The sequence below is a fragment of the Sphingobium ummariense RL-3 genome, from assembly GCF_000447205.1.
Lineage (GTDB): Bacteria > Pseudomonadota > Alphaproteobacteria > Sphingomonadales > Sphingomonadaceae > Sphingobium > Sphingobium ummariense.
On record NZ_AUWY01000077.1, the window covers coordinates 1 to 18,779 of the forward strand.

Sequence of the window (18,779 nt, forward strand, 5' to 3'; positions counted from 1 at the left end):
GGAGCCGGTGGCCGCACCGCAGCCCCGCATCGTGTCTGTCGGACCCGGCGGATTCCTGCGCCAGGGCCCCGGCGACCAGCAGGCGCCGATCCCGCCCGCACCGCCGCGCCGCCTGGTGCCCGCGAAGCCGAGCCCGGAGATCGCCGACAAGACCAGCCTGCTCGACCTGACCGAGCGGATCTGCAAATGGCCGATGGGACATCCGGGCGAGCCGGACTTCCATTTCTGCGGCGAGCCGGTCAATCCCGGCTTTCCCTATTGCGTAGAGCATTGCGGCCGCGCCTATCAGGCGCAGCTGCCGCGCGGCACGCGGCGTCCGCCGCCGCCGCTGCCCTTCGGCGGGCCGCGAGTCCGCTGAAAGATCGCCACAAAAGAAAAAGGCCGCCAAACTGGCGGCCTTTTCCATAATGAGCCCGCTATCAGAAGCGGAAGCTGGCCGTCGCGCGAACGCTCTGGGTCGTATATTGCTCGTTGCTGCGGCCGATGACCGTCTGGCCCGACGTCGTCGCCGGATTGACGAACGGGTTGGTCGCCGGTGCGCTGCCCTGGGTGGCCGTCACGCGATAGTCGTTCGGGTTGAAGCGGGTATAGCGATAGAGCACGCCGATCGAGAAATTATCGCTCACCTTGTGCTCGATGCCGCCGCCGACGGTGTAACCCCAGTCGTCCTCGGTCCGGTTGTCCTCGGAGAAGCTGTTGGCGGTGTTGGTCGTCAGGAAGCTGTTCTTGAACTTGCCATAGGCGAGACCGCCCGTGGCATAGACCAGCGTCCGGTTGAAGCTGTAGCCCGCACGGAGCCGGGCAGCGGCTTCCCAGTCCAGCCGGCGGACCAGCGTGTAGCTGGCCGGGGTGGTGCTGAAGCCGGTCACATAGTTGCTGCCATAGGACTGGCCGCCCTCGATCACACCGCCGAGAACGATGTTGCCGAACTGCCGGTCATAACCAGCCATGACCGACCAAGCGGCCTTGCCTTCACGGTCCATCGAGCTGCATTCGGTCGCGCTGATCCGCTTGCCGTCGCAGAAGCCCGGCGCAAAGGCGTTGCCGCCGGTGCCAGTGCGCACGATGTCGCCGAACTGGCCGTCCCCATTTGTGTCGAAATACACCTGCTCAACGTCGTTGGCCGTGTTGTTGGGCTGCCAGTTATAGCCCAGCGTGCCGCCGATATAGGGCCCCGTCCAGACATCGCCCGCATCGTCCTGCGCGATGGCAGGGGATGCGAGAGCGAGCGCCAGCACGGCGCCTGCCGGGGCGAAAGCAGTAAACTTCATTATTCGTCTCCTCGCCTTTGATGGACTGTTCCATCTGCGTTTGCGCCCCACAAACGATCAGGCCTCTGAATTTGTTTCACTATCGAGACAGATTTTTTTCGGCTCGGCGATTCCTGCGGCCCGCTTGCGCCCGGAGTGCCTCCATCTATAGCATGTCGCCATGTCCGATCTCTTCGCGAACCAGCCCAGCGCCGCCTCCACATATGACGCCTCCACGATCGAGGTGCTGGAAGGGCTGGAACCCGTCCGCCGCCGCCCCGGCATGTATATCGGCGGCACCGACGAGCGGGCGATGCACCATCTGGCGAGCGAGGTGCTCGACAACAGCATGGACGAGGCGGTGGCCGGCCATGCGACCCGCATCGAGGTAGTGCTGGAAGCCGGCAACCGTCTGACCATCATCGATAACGGACGCGGCATCCCGGTCGGGCTGCACCCCAAATTCCCGGACAAGTCTGCGCTGGAAGTGATCCTCACCACGCTCCATTCCGGTGGCAAGTTCACCGACAAGGCCTATGCCACGTCAGGCGGCCTGCACGGCGTCGGCATCAGCGTCGTGAATGCGCTTTCCACCGTCACGGTGGTCGAAGTGGCCATCAACCGCGAGCTCTACCGCCAGAGCTTCGCCCGGGGCCTGCCGACCAGCGGGCTGGAGAAGGTGGGCGCCGCCCCCAACCGGCGCGGCACGTCGGTCACCTTCATCCCCGATGTGGAGATCTTCGGCGAGCAGAAGTTCAAGCCAGCCCGCCTCCACCGCCTGGCCCGGTCCAAGGCCTATCTGTTCGCCGGGGTCGAGATCCGCTGGAAATGCGATCCCTCGCTCATCTCCGACGACACGCCGGCCGAGGCGGTGTTCCAGTTTCCTGGCGGCCTCGCCGATCATCTGAAGGAACAGGTCGGCGACCGGGAATGCGCGACCAGCGCCTTCTTTTCCGGCAGCCAGGATTTCCCGGAGAGCGCCGGCCGGGTCGAATGGGCGGTCGCCTGGCCGCTCTGGTCGGACGGCAGCTACAGCTGGTACTGCAACACCATCCCCACGCCCGACGGCGGCACGCACGAAGCGGGGCTGCGCGCCGCGCTGGTGAAGGGCATCCGCGCCTTTGGCGAGTTGGTCGGGCAGAAGAAAGCGAAAGACATCACCGCCGACGATATCATGACCTCTTCCGAGATCATGCTGTCGGTCTTCATCCGCGATCCCCAGTTCCAGAGCCAGACCAAGGATCGCCTCACCAGCCCGGAGGCCGCGCGGCTGGTCGAGAATGCCGTGCGCGACCATTTCGACCATTTCCTGTCCGACCATATGGAGCGCGGCAAGGCGCTGCTCGCCTATGTGCTCGACCGCATGGACGAGCGGCTGAAGCGCAAGCAGGAGAAGGAGGTCAAGCGCAAGACCGCAACCAGCGCGCGCAAGCTGCGCCTGCCCGGCAAACTGACCGACTGTTCCAACGACGATCCGGAAGGCTCCGAAATCTTCCTGGTGGAGGGCGACAGCGCCGGCGGCAGCGCCAAGCAGGCACGCGACCGCAAGACCCAGGCGATCCTGCCCCTGCGGGGCAAGATCCTGAACGTCGCGTCGGCCAATGCGGCGAAGATCCTGGCCAATCAGGAGATCGCCGACATGATCCTGGCGCTGGGCTGCGGCACCCGCAAGGACTGCAACCCGGACAATCTGCGCTATGAGCGCATCGTCATCATGACCGACGCGGATGTGGACGGCGCGCATATCGCGACCCTGCTCATGACCTTCTTCTTCCAGGAAATGTCGGAACTGGTGCGGCGCGGGCACCTGTTCCTCGCCCAGCCGCCGCTCTACCGGCTGGTCGCCGGTGGCAAGAGCCTCTACGCCCGCGACGACGCGCATCGCGAGGAACTGCTGCGCACAGAGTTCAAGGGCAAGAAGGTCGAGGTCAGCCGCTTCAAGGGCTTGGGTGAGATGAACCCAGGCCAGTTGCGCGAAACCACCATGGACCCGAAGACCCGCAGCCTGATCCGCATAACCCTGCCCGACGATTATGAGGACAGGCAGCAGGTGCGCGACCTGGTGGACCGTCTGATGGGCAACAATCCCGCCCATCGCTTCGCCTTCATCCAGGAAAATGCCGCCGCTCTGGACGAGGAAGCGATCGACGCATGAAGGCGCTGGCGCTGGCCGCGCTGGTCTGGCTCGCGCTGTTCCCGACCGCCGCCGGCGCCGCCAGCCCCACGCCCGCCTATCGCGCGCGGGCGGAGCAGCTGGTCCGCCTGCTCGCAGCCCCCGGCGGGGAAGAGGATTTCTTTTCCGGCCTGTTCCTGGACGCCGTGCCGATTGACCGCTGGCGTGCGCTGGCCGCCGACCTGAGGCGCCAGCATGGCGCACCGCAGGCGCTGGGTGCGGTCACCCAGACCAGCGCCACGGCCGGGCAGGTCGAAATCCGCTATGAGCGGGCCACGGTGGGCTTCACGCTAGTCGTGGCGCCGCAGCCACCCTATCCCGTCGTCGGCCTGCATGTCGTCGGCGTGAAGCAGGCGGACGACAGCCTGGACAAGGTGATGGCCGACATCGCCGCCCTACCCGGCCGCAGCGCCTTTGCCGTCGCGAAGCTGGGCGAGACCCGGCCGCAGATGATCGCCGCGCGCGATCCGGATCGCCAGATGGCGACCGGCTCCTCCTTCAAGCTGCTGATCCTTGCCGAACTGGCCCGCGCCGTCGCGGCGGGCGAACGCCGTTGGAGCGACGTCGTCCCGCTCGGCCCCAAGAGCTTTTCCGGGCGCCTGATGAGCTGGCCTGACGGCGCGCCGATGACGCTGCACAGCCTGGCCACCGCGATGACGGCGGAAAGCGACAACAGCGCCGCCGACACGCTGCTGCTCGCGCTCGGGCGGGCGAAGGTGGATGCCATACTGGCGCGCACCGGCCATGCGGAGGCGGAGAAAGCGCCGCCCGTGCTCACCACCGCCGAAGCCTTCGCGCTCAAGATGCCGGCCAATGCCGATCTGAGGACGCGCTATGAAGCCGCCTCGCCCGCAGAGCGCCGAACGCTGCTGGCCGACAGCGCCGGGCGGCTGGGTACCGATGCCATCGACGTGGGCAGCGTCGCCGAAACGCCGGTGGCGATCGACACGGTAGAATGGTTCGCCTCACCGGCCGACGAGATCCGCCTGCTCGACTGGCTGCGGCAAAACGGCGGGGAAGCGCTGCCCATCCTGGCGGTGAACCAAGGCGTCGCGCCCGCCGATGCGGCCCGCTGGCGGATGCTAGGCTACAAGGGCGGGTCGGAGCCCGGGGTGCTCGCGATGAATTTCCTCGCGCAGGCGAAGGACGGCAGCTGGTACGCGGTCAGCGCCAGCTGGAACGATCCCTCGGCACGGGTCGATGAAGGGCGTTTCCTGGCGCTGATGACAAGGACGCTCAACCTGCTGGCGGATTGAAGCCGTCCTGCGGCCGTCGGTTCAACGCTGCCCTTCCCGCACCACCACCGGCATGTCGCTCGCGACCATCTCATTCTTCTTGCGGTCGATCGCCCACAGCCGGCGGGGCGCCTTCGGGTCCCAGTCGATCGCCTGGCCGGGCGCGGCGATGCCGAGCGTCCCGACATGCTCCAGCACCGATCCTGCTTCCGGCAGTTTCAGCGCATAGACTTCCGGCCGGTCGTGGCCGGTGGCGTAGATCAGCCCGTCCTCGCCCCAACTGAGGCCCGAACAGCTGTATGGCGCCATCCGCGCCAGCACGTCGGCCGGAAACGTCCAGGACCGTTCGATGCGGAAGGCGTCGTCCATCCGTGCCAGCAGCGTGTAGCGTTGGTCGCGACCCGGCTCGCCGCCCTTGCCCGCATAGTTGGCGAAGACCGCCCACCATTTGCCGCCATGGCGCTCCATCACCGTCAGCGACCCCGGGCCGAAACCCAGGCTGACGGAACGGACATGCTTCAAGGTCGTCGTGTCGAAGACCTCGACTGCGCTGGTTTGGGGCACGGCGGGATAGTTGGACGCAGCGCAGACCAGCTCGCGCCCGACTACCGTGCAGCTGTTCATGTGCGGGAACAGCCGCCGCTCGCCCTGCCACCCCGCAATGCGCCGGCCATCGGCGATCCGGTATTTGCCGATCCGGTCATTGTCGATCGCGTAGATATAGGTGCCGTCCGACGCCGCGCCCTGCCGCGCTTCCGGTCCGGCCATGCGCAGCGCGACGGGCGCGGGCGGCGGCGAGGCGGCCTCATCCTGAGCCAGCGCCGTGCCGCTACCCAGCAGGGAAAGCATCAGAGCGAACCGCCTTACCACCGGACCGAGGCCCCGACGTAGAAGGTGCGCCCATAGCGTTCGTTCTGGACCACCCAGTCGCGCACCCCGCCCTGATACTGGCGGGTCGGTTCGTCGGTCAGGTTCTGGCCTTCGGCGAAGAGGCGGACATTCCTCGTCAGGTCGACACCGATCTTCGCGTCCAGCCGCCGCAGGTCGTCGTTGTAGGTGTCGGTCAACGCCTGGTCGCCCGGCGAGATCAGTGCGCGGCCGGTATGGTGATAGGCGACGGACGCCTCGACAGGCCCCTTCTGGTAGAAGAGCTGCGCGCCCCAGAGCAGCTTCGACTGTTCGGGGAAGTCGATGCTGCCGCGGTCGGGCATCCGCAGGCTGGCGTCGATCAGCGTCAGGTTGAGGTTCACCCCCAGGCCCGACAGCAGTCCCGGCAGGAAGGAGAGTTGCTGCTGATAGGCAGCTTCCAGGCCGATGATGTCGCCCCTTTCGGCGTTGCGCGTCTGGCTGAAATCGATCCGGTCATAGGTCTGCCCGCCGAAGCTGCCGTCGAAGACCGTGAAGCTCTGGGTGAAGATCGGGTTCCTGATGAACTTTGCGAAGGCACCGACGCTCAGCATCCCGCCGGGCGCGAAATACCATTCGCCGGTCAGGTCCACCGCGTCGGAGACATAGGGCTTGAGCTGGGGATTGCCGGAGCTGACGCTGAGCTCGTTCTCGCCCTCCACGCTGACCTCACCGCCCGGCGACAGGTCCTCATATTGCGGGCGGCCGACACTGCGCGAATAGGCCAGTCGGAACACCGTGTTGTCCGACGGGGTCGCGCGGACCACCAGGCTGGGCAGCCAGTCGGTATAGCGACGCTTGCCCTGCGCCGGAGTCACCACATCGTCCTCCAGCAGGAAACCCGTGATGTCGAGTTCCGTCCGCTCGACACGCAGGCCGGCCGTGACCGCGACCGATCCGAAATCGAGGTTGGTCATGGCATAGCCGGCAAAGACATTCTCATCGAGGTTGAAGTCGCCCAGCGTGTCGTTGGCGAGCGTCGAGGCGGTGTCGAGCACGAACTGCGGGCCGCCCAGCCTGCCTTCCGTATAGTCCTTGATCAGCTCTTCGCTGATCACCGGGCCGAGGAAATAGTCGTGTCCGTTGCCGAGCTTGACGATCACATCCTCGCCTGCGAGGCCGTTCAGCGTGAAGCGGTTGGCGGCGGAGCCGCGGGTGTAGGCCGCGTTGGCGGAATCGAACCGCTTGTCCGTCCAGCGGCCGTTGGCGCCGATCTTCACGAAGCTGTTGTCACCAAGAGTCGGCAGCTTGCGGGTCAGGTCCGCCCGCGCCTGCCAGGTCTTTTCGAGGCCATATTCGTCCTGCGCCGTATATTGGCGGAACCCCAGTTCGGACGGGGTAAGATAGCCATCGACCGGGACCGCGCTGAACAGCTTGTCGGTGAAGTCGACGGCAACGTCACCCGGATTGCCGCGGAATTGCCACAGCTGATTGGGCTCGATTACCTCATTGCGGGTACGCGCCGCGCCGAAATCCAGTTTCCAGTCGTCGCCGAATTCGGTGCTGCCGCCCGCCATGAAGGACAGGACCGACTTTTCCTTATATTCGGTGCGTAGGTCGGAACGCTGCTCGCTGGTGGACGCGAGGCCGGTCAGGCCGTTCGCATCCCAGTCGATGTTCGAGAAATCGAGCCGGAAGCGCTGGCGATATTCGTCCTCGGTGAACTTCGAATAGACGCCGCGAACATAGAGTTGCGTCCGGTCGCCACGCCAGTCGAGCGAGCCCGATGCACCGATCCGCTCGCGACGCAGGCGGTAATCGGTATATTTGATGTTGACCGGCACCGCGCCGCGGGCGGCATCGGCGTCCGGCGCCCAGTCGTCAGGGTAGATGCCGTAGCTGGTATAGGTCCGGTCGGAATAGCTGGCGCCCAGCAGGATGCCGAACTGCTCGTCCGCGCCGAAGCGCGTGCCGACGGTGACGTCACCCTTGACCGGCTGGTCGCCCTTGCGCAGCTCCTGATAACCGACCTGTCCGTTCGCCTGGAAGATGAAGGGCTTGTCGAAATCGAAGGCGGTCTGGGTCACCAAATTGATGGTCGCACCGATGCCCTGGCCGGTCATGTCGGCGGTCTTCACCTTTGCGACCTCGACCCGGTTCAGCAGCTGGCCCGAGAGGATGTCGAGCGGCAGGGCGCGGGTGTTGCCGTCGGGATTGCCGATCTCGAAGCCGTTCAGCGTATAGCCGTTGAGGCTGGAGGGCACGCCTCGCACCGCGACATAGCGCCCCTCGCCCTGGTCATATTGCACGCCGACGCCCGGCAGGCGCTCGACCGCCTCGGCCACGTTCTTGTCGGGCAGTTGGCCGATCTCGTCGGCGGCAGTCACGTCGACGATGCCGAGCGCGCTGCGCTTTTCCTCGATCGACCGCTGCTGCTGCGCCCGCTGGCCGGAAACGACGATGGCGTCGGCTTCCTCGCCCGCAGGCTGCTGCGCATGGGCGGCGGCGCTGGCGGCAAGCGCGAGGAAACTGATCGAGCAGGCGAAGAAGCGTGTCATGGCGAGTCCCTTTTTCGTTGGGACCGCGCCTAGGAAAGAGGAGCGTCAGCGCCGTTTCAGATTGCTGACATTTCCGTGACTTGCGTAATGCAGATTTGTTGCGGCGGGATCAGACCAACCGGCTCTGCTTCAATGCCGCCTCGATGAAGCTGGCGAACAGGGGGTGCGGGTCGAAGGGCTTGGACTTCAGTTCGGGGTGGAACTGCACCCCGACGAACCACGGGTGATCCGGCCGCTCCACGATCTCCGGCAGGGTGCCGTCCGGCGACATGCCCGAAAAGATCAGGCCGCCCTTTTCCAGCGGCTCGCGATAGCCGGCATTGACCTCGTAGCGATGGCGGTGCCGCTCGCTGATCTCGGTGCTGCCATAGATGCCCGCGACGACGCTGTTGCCGTCCAGCTTTGCCGGATAGGCGCCCAGCCGCATCGTGCCGCCAAGGTCGGTCTCCGCCGTGCGCTTCTGCAGACCTTCCGCGCTCATCCATTCGGTGATGAGGCCGACGACCGGCTCGCTCGTCTCGCCGAATTCGGTGGTGGAGGCGTGGGCGATGCCCGCGGTGTTCCGCGCGCCCTCGATACACGCCATCTGCATGCCGAGGCAGATGCCGAAGAAGGGCACATTGCGCTCGCGCGCGAAGCGGACGCTGGCGATCTTGCCTTCGGAGCCGCGCACGCCGAAGCCGCCGGGCACCAGGATGCCGTGCATCGGTTCCAGCCGGGCCGCGATGTCAGCGCCCTCCTCCTCGAACAGCTCGGCGTCGATCCACTTGATGTTGACCTTCACCCGATTGGCGAAGCCGCCATGGGTCAGCGCCTCGTGCAGCGACTTGTAGGCGTCCGGCAGGCCGACATATTTGCCGACCACGCCGATCGTCACCTCGCCCTCCGGGTTCTGCTGGCGGTCCATGATGTCGAACCAGCGGTCGAGCGAGGGCTGGGGCGTGCCCGCGATGCCGAAGGCGCGCAGTACCTCGTCGTCCAGCCCCTCGGCATGATATTGCGCAGGCACGGCATAGATGCTGCTGGCGTCGAGCGCCGGGATCACCGCCTCGGGCCGGACGTTGCAGAACAGGGCGATCTTGCGCCGCTCGCTGTCGGGCAACGGATGCTCACAGCGGCAGAGCAATATGTCGGGCTGAATGCCGAGCGACGTCAGTTCGCGCACGCTGTGCTGGGTCGGCTTGGTCTTGAGCTCGCCCGCCGCCGCGATGTAAGGCACCAAAGTCACATGGACGAAGATCGACTGGCCCCGGTCGAGATCGTTATGAAGCTGGCGGATCGCCTCCATGAAGGGCAGCGACTCGATATCGCCCACCGTGCCGCCGATTTCGCACAGCACGAAATCGAGGTCGTCGGTATCGGCAGTGGCGAACGCCTTGATCTCGTCGGTGACATGCGGGATCACCTGGACCGTCGCGCCCAGATAGTCGCCGCGGCGCTCCTTGGTGATGATGGTCTGATAGACCCGGCCCTGCGTCACATTGTCCGACTGGCGCGCCGAAACGCCGGTGAAGCGCTCATAATGACCGAGGTCGAGGTCGGTTTCAGCCCCGTCGTCGGTCACATAGACCTCGCCATGCTGATACGGGCTCATCGTGCCCGGATCGACGTTGAGATAGGGGTCGAATTTCCGGATTCGCACACGGAAACCCCGCGCCTGCAGCAGAGCTGCAAGGGAAGCAGCCATCAGGCCCTTGCCAAGCGAGGAGACCACGCCGCCGGTGATGAAAATATACCGCGCCATGGGAGGGGAGGCTTAGCCTTTTAGGAACGAGTTGGGCAAGCGCGCGAATCCGCACGCGAGCAAAAAAGATCGACGATGGATGAGATCAGTTGGCGAGCGGGACCGCGCCGTTGCCGGCGGGAGCGCTGGCTGCCCCATTGGCCGTGCTGTCCGCCGCGCCGCCGAGCGGGTCGGCATTGCCCGTAGCCGGGGCGGGAGTGGAAGAGGCAGGCGCCTGCCGCACAAGCGAGGTGTCGATGTCGCTCGGCGCGTGCCGCACGGACGCGATCACCGCCATGACGATCGACAGGCTGACAAAGATCGTCGCCAGCACTGTGGTCGAGCGGGTCAGAAAATCCGCCGCGCCGCGCGCCGACATCAGCCCCGCCGGGCTGCCGCCCACGCCCAGGCCGCCACCTTCCGACTTCTGCATCAGGATGACGGCGACCAGAAGCGCGGCCACGATGGCCTGCACGACGAGAAGGAAGGTGAAAAGCATGCGACGTTTTCTGTCCGGTGATGGGATATGTTGTCCGCGCACATAGCGACGAAGCGGCGCGGGGGCAACCTGTGGGATTCCGGTGGCGGGCCTTCCACGCTGCGCGCGTCCGCTTCGGGTGGGGAGTGGCCATATGTTTATCCCCTTCCCCTCCCGCATGCGGGAGGGGCAGCGAGACTTACGGAGCGTCGGAGTTAGACGCAGCGGGGTGGGCCTGCCGACCGTTGCGTTGGCCCACCCCCTAACCCCTCCCGCGGGCGGGAGGGGGAACAAGGTCTCCTCCTGGCCGGCAATCGCCCCTCAGGATTCCTCCAGCAGCGGGATCGCCATATTCTCGCGCAGCACTTCGCGCGGGAGGAAGGGGGACAGATCCTCCAGCGGCGGCGAGGTGATGCGGCCGTCGGGGTGCGCCTTCGATCCCAGCTTGGGCGCGAAGGCGACATGTTCGTCGACGATGATCTCGCACAGCGCGGGGCCGTCCGCGGCCAGTGTTGTGGCGATCGCCTCGCGCAGGTCGTTATGTCCTTCCGCCCGGGCATAGGCGAAGCCGAAGGCGGCCGACACCGCGGCGAAATCCGGGAAGGTCACGTTGCTCTTGGGGCCGCCGCCCACTTCCACGCCGTTGAAGAAATTGCGGTGGGTCTGGAAGATCGAGACATAGCCCGAATTGTTGATGAGGAAGACCTTCACCGGCAGGCCATAGCCGGAGATGGTCTGCATTTCCTGGAGGTTCATCATGATGCTGCCGTCGCCGGCGATGCAGATCACCCGTTTGTCCCCGCCGGTCGCCGCCGCCACGCCGATCGCGGCGGGCAGGTCATAACCCATGGTGGCGCTGCCCGAATTGGTCCAGAGCCGCTGCCCCTGCTTGAGATGCGCCGACTGGAAGCTCACCACGCAGGCGCTGCCGTTCCCGGTCACCACCACGTCGTCGGCATCCAGCGCGTCGAACAGCGCCTGCATCGCCACATAGGGATGGTTGGCCGGGCCATGCTCGTGATATTCGGGCAGCACCGCCGGGAAGCGCGCGACGCGCTCGCGCGCCCAGGCGAGCCATTCGCGGTGCGCGCCGCTCGGCCCGGCATAGGGCTGGGCAAGCAAAGCGGAGATGAGATCGGCGAGGTCCGCCACCACCGGCATGTCGGGCTTCACCGTCGGTTTGCGCAGCTCCAGCGGATCGATGTCGACCCAGATCTTGTAGGCGGCGCGCGCGAAGCTCTTCCAGTTGTAGCTCACCTGACGGATGTTGAGCCGGCTGCCCAGCACCAGCAGCAGGTCGGCGCTCTGCGTCACCATATTGCCGCCCCGGTCGCCCACCGTCCCCGGCCGCCCTGCGTAGAGCGGATGGTCGTTCCACAGCGCGTCATGCGCGTTCCAGCCGGTGACGACCGGCACGCCCAGCCGCTCGATCAGGGCGATGAAGTCGCGATGCGCGCCGGACAGGCGGACGCCGCTGCCCGCGAAGATCACCGGCCGCTGCGCCTTCGCGATGCGGTCCAGAATCTCGTGTGCCGCGCTTTCGACGTCGGTGCCGCGCCACGGCTCGTCCAGTTCGGCCGGGTCGAAGCCGTGCAGCGCCGCCGCATCGATCTTCGCCGCCTGCACGTCGAGCGGGATGTCGACCCACACCGGCCCCGGCCGCCCCGTGGTGGCGAGGTGCAGCGCCTTCTCCAGATGATAGCGGATCTCCGCCGGGTCGTTCACCATCACCGCATATTTGGTGATCGGCCGCACCAGCTCCTCGATGTCGAGTTCCTGGTCGCCGAGCTGGCGCAGCGCGAGGCCGGTCGAGCGCACCGTCGTCTCGCGCTTCACCTGGCCGGAAATGACCAGCATCGGGACCGAATCCACATAAGCGCCGTAGACGCCGGTGATGGCGTTGGTGCCGCCCGGGCCGGACGTCACGTTGACCACCGCCGGCTTGTTCGTCAGCCGCGCATAGGCCTCCGCCGCCATCGCCAGCGCCTGCTCATGATGGGTGAAGGTGGTCCGCAGGCGCGGATGCGTGCCCATCGCATGGTTGAGGTGCATCGCTCCGCCGCCGGTCAGCATGAAGACCTGCTCGATGCCGTGGTCGGCCAGCCAGTCGGCGAGCCAGAGGGAGAGTTTCATCTGTGTCATGGGGTCCATCCGTTGGAAAGGGCGGTGCGGCGGATCGCCTCGTCGAGGTCGACGGTCGGGGCCACGCCGAGCGACTGGCGAATGAGGGCGGTGGAGGGGACGTAGCGGCCGGGGTTCCAGCCGGGATCGGGCCGGCCGAGTATCTCGACGTCGGGAGCGCCCAGCACCCGCGCGGTGCGGCGGGCGAGGTCGGCGATCGACACCGCTTCCTCCGACCCGACATTATAGGCGGTACCCGTCGCGCCTGCGAGGACGAGCGTCCACATCCAGACGGCGAGGTCGGCGGCGTAGAGATAGGACCGCACGGCCTGCCCCGATCCCTCGACCCGGATCGTGCGGCCGGCCATCGCGTCGCGGATGAAATTGCCCGCCGCGAAATGCGTGTCGAGCGAGAGGAGGGGGCCGAGCAGGGCGAAGATGCGCGCCGTCACCGTATCCACCCCGAACTGGTGGCCGTAGATCGCGCAAAGCGTTTCGGCCGCGCGCTTCCCTTCCGCATAGGCGGATTTGGGATCGCGCAGGCTGGGACCGCCGATCCAGTCCTCGGCGACATGGCTGATCTCCGGCGGCTGTGCGCCATAGACCGCGCCCGAGCTCATGAACAGGAAGCGCGCCCGGCGGTCGTGCGCCAGATCGAGCATATGCCGCGTGCCGGTCAGGATCGTGTCGAACATCCGGCGCGGATCATTGGCGGTCAGCCAGGCGCTGGCGTCGGTCGCGCCATGGATGACATGGGTGAAATCGCCATCGGGCACCGGGCAGGCCAGCACGTCGCCGGTCAGCAGGCGGAACCGCTGCGTCAGATGCGGCGCGCGCGCGGCGAAACCGGCGGGATCGCGGCTGAGCAAAGTCACGTCGACGCGCACGGGCGCGCGCGCCAGCGCTTCCAGCATCCATCGCCCGATGAAGCCGGTGCCGCCGGTGAAGAACAGGCGCGCGCCGTCCAGCCGTGGCCATAGCGGCGCGAGCGCGGCGTCGATGGCGCTGAGGTCGTCCTGCGGGATCATGCGGGGCTCAGTCCCAGCGTCGGGCGCTGCCAGCGATGCGCGCGGACGAACTGCGCCAGACTGTCGAGCGCAAGCGCCCAGACGATCAGGATGATGAGGCCGGGCCGCACGAAATGCCCGACGGTAAAGCCGAAGCTGGGCGTGACGGGACGGCCGCTCAGCCAGCTGTTGGCGCTCATGTCGATGATGGTGGCGATCGGAATGTCGCCGACCAGGCAGAGCAGATAGGCGCAGACGATCGCAACGCGAGGCCCGGCGCCCTGCCAGGGTTCCAGCATGACGAGGAAAAGCAGGAAGACCTGGGTATAACCACCCGGCGACTGGGTGATGAGATAGGCGCCGAACAGCAGCAGCGCGAGGCGGGTGCGGCCGAGCGCTGCGGGTTGCAGCCAGGCCGCCGCCGCGCAGAGGAGGACGACGCACTGGCTCGCGCGGATCAGCAAGGGCACCGTCCATTCGATCCCCTCCACCAGGCGGGACGGTACGAAGCTGAGCAGCGACACGGGCGCGGTGCGCAGCATCATCAGCGACTTGTAGCTGGTGGAATAATTGACCTCGCTCCACAGCTGGCCGCCCTGGTAGACGATCCAGTGCGCGGTGTTGGACGCCAGCTCCATCGGCGTGCCGCCGCCTGTCCAGGCGAGCGTCAGCAGATAGACGATCACCGTCGCCAGTCCCGCCAGCTCCAGCGGCCGCCATTCGCGCCGAAGCGCCAGCGCGGCCATGGGGACGAGCAGATAGGGCTTGAAGTTGATCGCCACGGCGCTCGCCGTCGCCCGGACGAAGGGGGAACGGCTGACCGGGCCGAACGCCAGGATGAAGGCGGGCAGGCAGGGGAGGATCAGGTTGCCGCGCTCCAGCGTGAAGAGCAGCGGCAGGCCGAGCGCCATCGCCACCGTGCGCGGGATCGCCGTGCGCGGATCGTTGCGGCGGAAGGCGACCCACAGCAGCGCGACGTTCAGCAGGTAGCAGGCGCCGATCGCCGCCTGCCCCAGCCAGTCGCAGTCGCGCGCGTGGAAGGGGCTGTCGATCTGGCAGCCCGGCAGGCTGAAAAGGTCGAGGAAGACGAAGGACAGCGGCGGATAGATGGTCCCCCACACGTCATAGGCGCCCGGCCGATTCGCCCAGAGCGCGGGGTTGAACCAGTCCATCAGGCTGTCATTGGTGTCGAACACGAAGGGCTGGGGCAGGTAGCCGGTCTCGCGAAAGGTCGCGACGGTCCAGCCGAGGCTCGCCAATACGGCCAGCGCCAGCCCATATTCCGCGAGCGGCAGGTCGCGCCGAGGCGCCTGCGCGCTCACGGCTCCCGGCCCCGATAGGCGAGCAGCGGCAACCGCAGGCCCGTCGCCGGCGCATAGATCTCGGTGAAGAAGGCCAGCACCCCGACCAGCACCAGCAGCGCCACGGCCGGGATGTTGAACTTCCGGTCGGCGTCGACATGCGCCGCCTCGATCACCTGTGCGTCGGAGGCGGTTTCGGCGGCGAGCGATTCCACCGTCACCTCTTCGGACGAGCGCGCATAGACCTCATAGAGCGCCTGGGCGAAGCGATAGTCGCGATAGAGGTCGAGATAGCGCCCCGAAACTTCGGAAAGGCCCGCGACGTTCGGCCCTGCTGCTCCCGTGCTGGGGGCGGCTGTCCGCGCGATCTGCGCGCGCAGCGAGGCGACGTCGGATTGGAGCGCGACCAGCGCGGGATTCTCCGGCCCCTGGAACTGCTGCGCCGTTTGCAGCTCGACCAGCTTCGCCTGGAGCTGTGCCTGGAGGCCGGCGCGCAGCGACAGTTCCGACCCCAGCTGCGCCTCCGGCGCGGCGAGATTATTGGCCCTGCGGAAGGCGTTGAGCGCGGCTTCCGCCTGGGCCACGCGGCCGGCGGCCTCCTTGAAGCGCGCCTGCACGATGCCCCGCTTGCGCACCACGCGGTCGCGGCCCAGCGCGTTCAGCCGGTCGGTGATCGCCGCGACATAGGCCTGGCTCAGCGCCTGCGATTCCTCCGGGTCGTGGGTGCGTGCCTCCACCTCGATGATGCCCCCGGTCAGCGAATGCACGTCGACCTTGCGCGCCAGCGCCAGCCGCGCCTTGCGCGCCGAGCCATAGGCGGCCTCCAGCTTCAGCGCGCGGATGACGGTCTCGTCCACCTCCTCGCTGCGGGCGACGGCGAGATACAGGTCGATCGGCTGCTTGGCCCCGCCGAGCAGCGCGGCGAAGCCGCCGAGCTGCCCGCCCAGCGCGTTCATCATGGAACTGAGGCCGATACTGCCCGGATCCTGCGGCACGATCTTCGCGCGCGCGACATAGGGTTGCGGCACGATGCTCAGCACCGCCAGCAGCAGCGCGGCGGCGGCATAGGCCCGGCGCCGCACCCCCTGGTCGGCGATCCAGCCCCGGACTTGCGCGATCCGGCTCATTGCGTCAGCGCCGCGACCGAGGCCGCGCCCACGGTGGCGCCGAACAGGCTGCCGGTGATGTCGCGCAGCCGCGCCCAGAATTCGCCGCGATCGGCATCGACAGGCACGAACACCAGGTCGCCGGGCAGGGCGCGCGCACGCAGCGTCCGCCGCCCGTCCGACAATACGGTGCCGTTGGCGCGCACGACGAAGATCTCGCTCTTGTCGCCCAGCTTCTGGATGCCGCCGGCCGACCGCACCGCTTCCTCGATCGACATGCCTTCGCGATAGGCGAAGGAGGCGGGGCTGGCGACGGCACCGAACACGCCGACCGTGACCGGCCGCGTCGGCACATAAACGGCGTCGTTGTTCTCCACGATCAGGTCGCCGGGCAGCTGCGTCGCCGTGACGGGCAGGGGGAAGACCAGCCGGCCCGTCGGCTCGCGGCCCTTCAGCTGATCCACGACGGAACGGATCAGCGCCTGGTTGCCGCTGGAGGCGAGCTGGGCGCGGTTGACCGACACCAGCGGCTGGGTCGACAGCAGCAGCTCCATGTCCTTGAGCGCCCGGTCATAGCTCTGCTGCTGCTGGGCCTTGACGCTCTGGCGGGTGATGACGCTGGCATAGGGGAAGGCGTCGCCGGTCAGGCCGCCCGCGCGCGCCACCACATCGGCCAGCCGCGTGCCCGGTGCGACATAATAGCGGCCGGGCTTCGCCACCTCGCCGCTGATCGTCACCAGCACCGGCTGCTGCCCCACCGGGCGCGCGATGCCGATGTCGGACAGAATCCGGACGACATCGCCGCGATGCGCCACACGCTTCTGCGCGTCGGCGGGGGTCAGCTCCTGCCAGCCGCTTTCCCGCCGGCCGAGCGAATCGAACAGCATCACCCGGCTGCCGTCCGCCACGGTCGAGATGCCGCCGGCATAGCGGATCGCATCCTCCACCGTCTCACCCGCGCCAACCTCGAAGATCGCCTCCCGGTTCACGCTGCCGATCACCGCGACCTGCGCTCCTGCAGGGGTGATGTGGATGACGTCGCCATTCTGCAGCGCCGCGTCGCCGCTCTTGTCGCCGCGCAGCAGCAGGTCGTAGAGGTCGAAGTCGGAGACCAGCTTGCCGCCGCGCCGCAGCTGGATCGAGCGGAAGCTGCCGCCTTCGCTCGGCCCGCCGGCCGCCAGAACGGCGTTCACCAGCGTCGACAGGCTGGACACCGTATAGGCGCCCGGCCGTTGCGCGAAACCCGTCACATAGACGGTCAGCCCCTTGAGCCGGGCGACCGACACCTCCAGGTCGAAGCTGCGATACTGGCGCGTCACCTGCCGCGCGATGACGTCGTGGACATCGCCATAGCGTACGCCGCCCACCATGATCGCACCGACGCGGGGGACGAAGATCCGCCCCTCGCCATCGACGGTCAGCGTCAGGTTGGACGCCTGCACCGCGCCGGTCAGGCCAATGGCAAGCTGGTCGCCCGGATTGATGCGATAGTCGTCCGGCACCGTCACGGTGGACGGCGCAGTGAAGTCGCGCGCTTCGGGAACCAGCAATTCGGCGCCGAAGCGGCGCAGCGGCTTGCCCACGACGCCGGAGACATAGGCCTCGAATTCGCTCGGCGGTGCGGGCGGCACCGGCGGTTCGGTGCGCACGGGCGTGTCGGTCGCGGGCGGGGCCGGCCTTTGTGCGGCGCCATTGTCGATCACGGCGGGCTGGAAGGGCGCGGCCGCAGCCGGGCCGGGCACGGCCACCTCCGTCTGCGCGCGCGCTGCGGCTGCGGTCGCGTTGTCGGGCTGCGCCCCGGCACCGAGGGGAGAGGCTAGCTGCGCCCCGGCGGGCAGGGTCAGGCAGCCGAGCGCGAACGCGCCGCCGGCCAGGAGGATCGGTCGAAGGGAAGTCATGCGAAGAAGATATCCAATGGGCTCGGCAAGCGCTTCGAACAGCGCGGCGGCCGGCAGGGGAGGGCGCGGCGCGGCATCCGCCGCCAGTCCGCGCCCTTCCTTCAAGATCGGGAGGTCAGGCGGCGACGGACGTGATCGCGCCGGCCTGCGCCTTCGCCGCCCGCTCGCGCATCATGCCGATGCGCTTCAGATCCTCGTCGGCGATCTGCTGGTAATAGGCGCGCTTGTTCTCCAGCCAGGCAAGCTCGAATGCCACTGCATTGGCGATGCCGTCCTCGAAATCGGCCAGTTCCGCGGCGGCGCCGTCGAACACGATCTTGCGCGTCTCGAACCGGTCCAGACGCACCTTGCGGAACGAACGCAGCGCGGGGGCCGCCTCGGTAGCGACCGATCCGCCGACGACCAGGTCCAGATCGGCGCGGACGCAGGCCTCTGCGACCGTCAGCACCGCATCGCTGATCTGCGGATCGTTGATCGCGCCGCGCGGCAGGCCACGCGACAGGGTGAAATCGACCCGGCCGAAGACGATACCGTCCAGCCGCTCGCGCGCGATCGGCAGCATGGCATCGAGCGCCTCCAGCGTCGCCTGCGTCTCCAGGTTGAACAGGAACTGCGTGTCCGTGGGGCCGGTGCCATAGACCTTGTCGCGCGCATCGGCGAATTTGGAGAGCGCATAGGGCGTCTCGACCATCGGGGCGATGATATAGTCGACCCCGTAAAGGCGCGAGGCGAGCAGGTCCGAGACCGCTTCGCAGCCGCCGATCTTGAGCGCGACCTTCAGGTCGGCGCGGTGCGCCAGTTCCAGCAGGCGCAGCAATTCGTCGGGCCGCGTGCCTTCCGCCTCGAACTCGGCCTTGACCGCGACGACGCCATAATGGTCGCGCCCCTTCTTCAGCATATCGAGCATGCGCTTTTCAGTGGCGTTCATGGATATCCTCCCTCTCTGAATGATGGCGGGATGCCGTGTGGGATGAAGACGGCGCCGCTTCGCGCATCCCGTCTGCGGGTTTGAGAGGGGGGGCTGACAATGGCGCGAGGGTTACCAGGGGTGGGGAGCGGACGTCAGCTTTCATCCTCCCCTGG

Annotated in this window: 14 protein-coding genes; 3 read left to right on the forward strand and 11 right to left on the reverse strand. The window is 67.5% G+C overall.

Going from position 1 to position 18,779, the window contains the following annotated elements; translation table 11 throughout:
- On the forward strand, nucleotides 1–358 hold a 358-nt coding region (locus tag M529_RS35660; protein ID WP_021318031.1), incomplete at its 5' end, for a GcrA family cell cycle regulator.
- Nucleotides 359–419: 61 nt separating this feature from the next.
- On the opposite strand, the gene M529_RS35665 is transcribed toward M529_RS35660, so the two are convergent.
- Nucleotides 420–1,271, reverse strand: a complete 852-nt coding sequence (locus M529_RS35665) for an outer membrane protein (protein ID WP_021318032.1) — start codon at nucleotides 1,269–1,271, stop codon at nucleotides 420–422.
- Nucleotides 1,272–1,431: 160 nt separating this feature from the next.
- Between M529_RS35665 and parE the strand changes: the two genes are divergently transcribed.
- Together parE and M529_RS35675 are read left to right on the forward strand one after the other, a co-directional pair.
- Nucleotides 1,432–3,405, forward strand: coding sequence for a DNA topoisomerase IV subunit B (parE, locus tag M529_RS35670; RefSeq protein WP_021318033.1), 1,974 nt, complete (start codon nucleotides 1,432–1,434; stop codon nucleotides 3,403–3,405).
- Nucleotides 3,402–4,679, forward strand: coding sequence for a serine hydrolase (locus M529_RS35675; protein WP_021318034.1), 1,278 nt, complete (start codon nucleotides 3,402–3,404; stop codon nucleotides 4,677–4,679). The genes parE and M529_RS35675 overlap by 4 nt, the downstream gene beginning before the upstream one ends.
- A 21-nt stretch (nucleotides 4,680–4,700) precedes the next feature.
- Here the strand turns inward: M529_RS35675 and M529_RS35680 are convergent, their stop codons facing one another.
- The 10 genes from M529_RS35680 to M529_RS35725 form a co-directional block, all read right to left on the reverse strand.
- A complete protein-coding gene (locus tag M529_RS35680; protein WP_021318035.1) occupies nucleotides 4,701–5,507 on the reverse strand; it encodes a YncE family protein in 807 nt (268 codons plus the stop codon).
- 14 nt (nucleotides 5,508–5,521) lie between these two features.
- Nucleotides 5,522–8,062 carry a TonB-dependent receptor gene (locus tag M529_RS35685; protein WP_021318036.1) on the reverse strand — a complete coding sequence of 847 codons (2,541 nt, stop codon included), beginning with the start codon at nucleotides 8,060–8,062 and terminating at the stop codon, nucleotides 5,522–5,524.
- Between the two features lie 109 nt (nucleotides 8,063–8,171).
- Nucleotides 8,172–9,806 (reverse strand): CTP synthase, encoded by a 1,635-nt coding sequence (locus M529_RS35690; protein WP_021318037.1) that lies wholly within the window; start codon nucleotides 9,804–9,806, stop codon nucleotides 8,172–8,174.
- An 85-nt stretch (nucleotides 9,807–9,891) separates the two neighbouring features.
- A complete protein-coding gene (gene secG / locus M529_RS35695) occupies nucleotides 9,892–10,284 on the reverse strand; it encodes a preprotein translocase subunit SecG (protein ID WP_021318038.1) in 393 nt (130 codons plus the stop codon).
- Nucleotides 10,285–10,584: 300 nt separating this feature from the next.
- The gene (locus M529_RS35700) at nucleotides 10,585–12,405 is read right to left on the reverse strand and encodes a thiamine pyrophosphate-binding protein (RefSeq protein WP_021318039.1); all 1,821 of its coding nucleotides are present in this window, start codon (nucleotides 12,403–12,405) and stop codon (nucleotides 10,585–10,587) included.
- Nucleotides 12,402–13,412, reverse strand: a complete 1,011-nt coding sequence (locus M529_RS35705; RefSeq protein WP_021318040.1) for an NAD-dependent epimerase/dehydratase family protein — start codon at nucleotides 13,410–13,412, stop codon at nucleotides 12,402–12,404. The genes M529_RS35700 and M529_RS35705 overlap by 4 nt, the downstream gene beginning before the upstream one ends.
- Nucleotides 13,409–14,713 (reverse strand): DUF2029 domain-containing protein, encoded by a 1,305-nt coding sequence (locus M529_RS35710; RefSeq protein WP_021318041.1) that lies wholly within the window; start codon nucleotides 14,711–14,713, stop codon nucleotides 13,409–13,411. Before M529_RS35710 ends, M529_RS35705 begins: the two co-directional genes overlap by 4 nt.
- Nucleotides 14,710–15,819: a hypothetical protein gene (locus M529_RS35715; RefSeq protein ID WP_021318042.1), complete on the reverse strand. Its 1,110-nt coding sequence runs from the start codon at nucleotides 15,817–15,819 to the stop codon at nucleotides 14,710–14,712. Before M529_RS35715 ends, M529_RS35710 begins: the two co-directional genes overlap by 4 nt.
- The gene (locus M529_RS35720) at nucleotides 15,816–17,801 is read right to left on the reverse strand and encodes a polysaccharide biosynthesis/export family protein (protein WP_021318043.1); all 1,986 of its coding nucleotides are present in this window, start codon (nucleotides 17,799–17,801) and stop codon (nucleotides 15,816–15,818) included. Before M529_RS35720 ends, M529_RS35715 begins: the two co-directional genes overlap by 4 nt.
- A gap of 10 nt (nucleotides 17,802–17,811) precedes the next feature.
- Nucleotides 17,812–18,624 carry an aldolase/citrate lyase family protein gene (locus tag M529_RS35725; protein WP_021318044.1) on the reverse strand — a complete coding sequence of 271 codons (813 nt, stop codon included), beginning with the start codon at nucleotides 18,622–18,624 and terminating at the stop codon, nucleotides 17,812–17,814.
- Nucleotides 18,625–18,779: the final 155 nt, after the last annotated feature.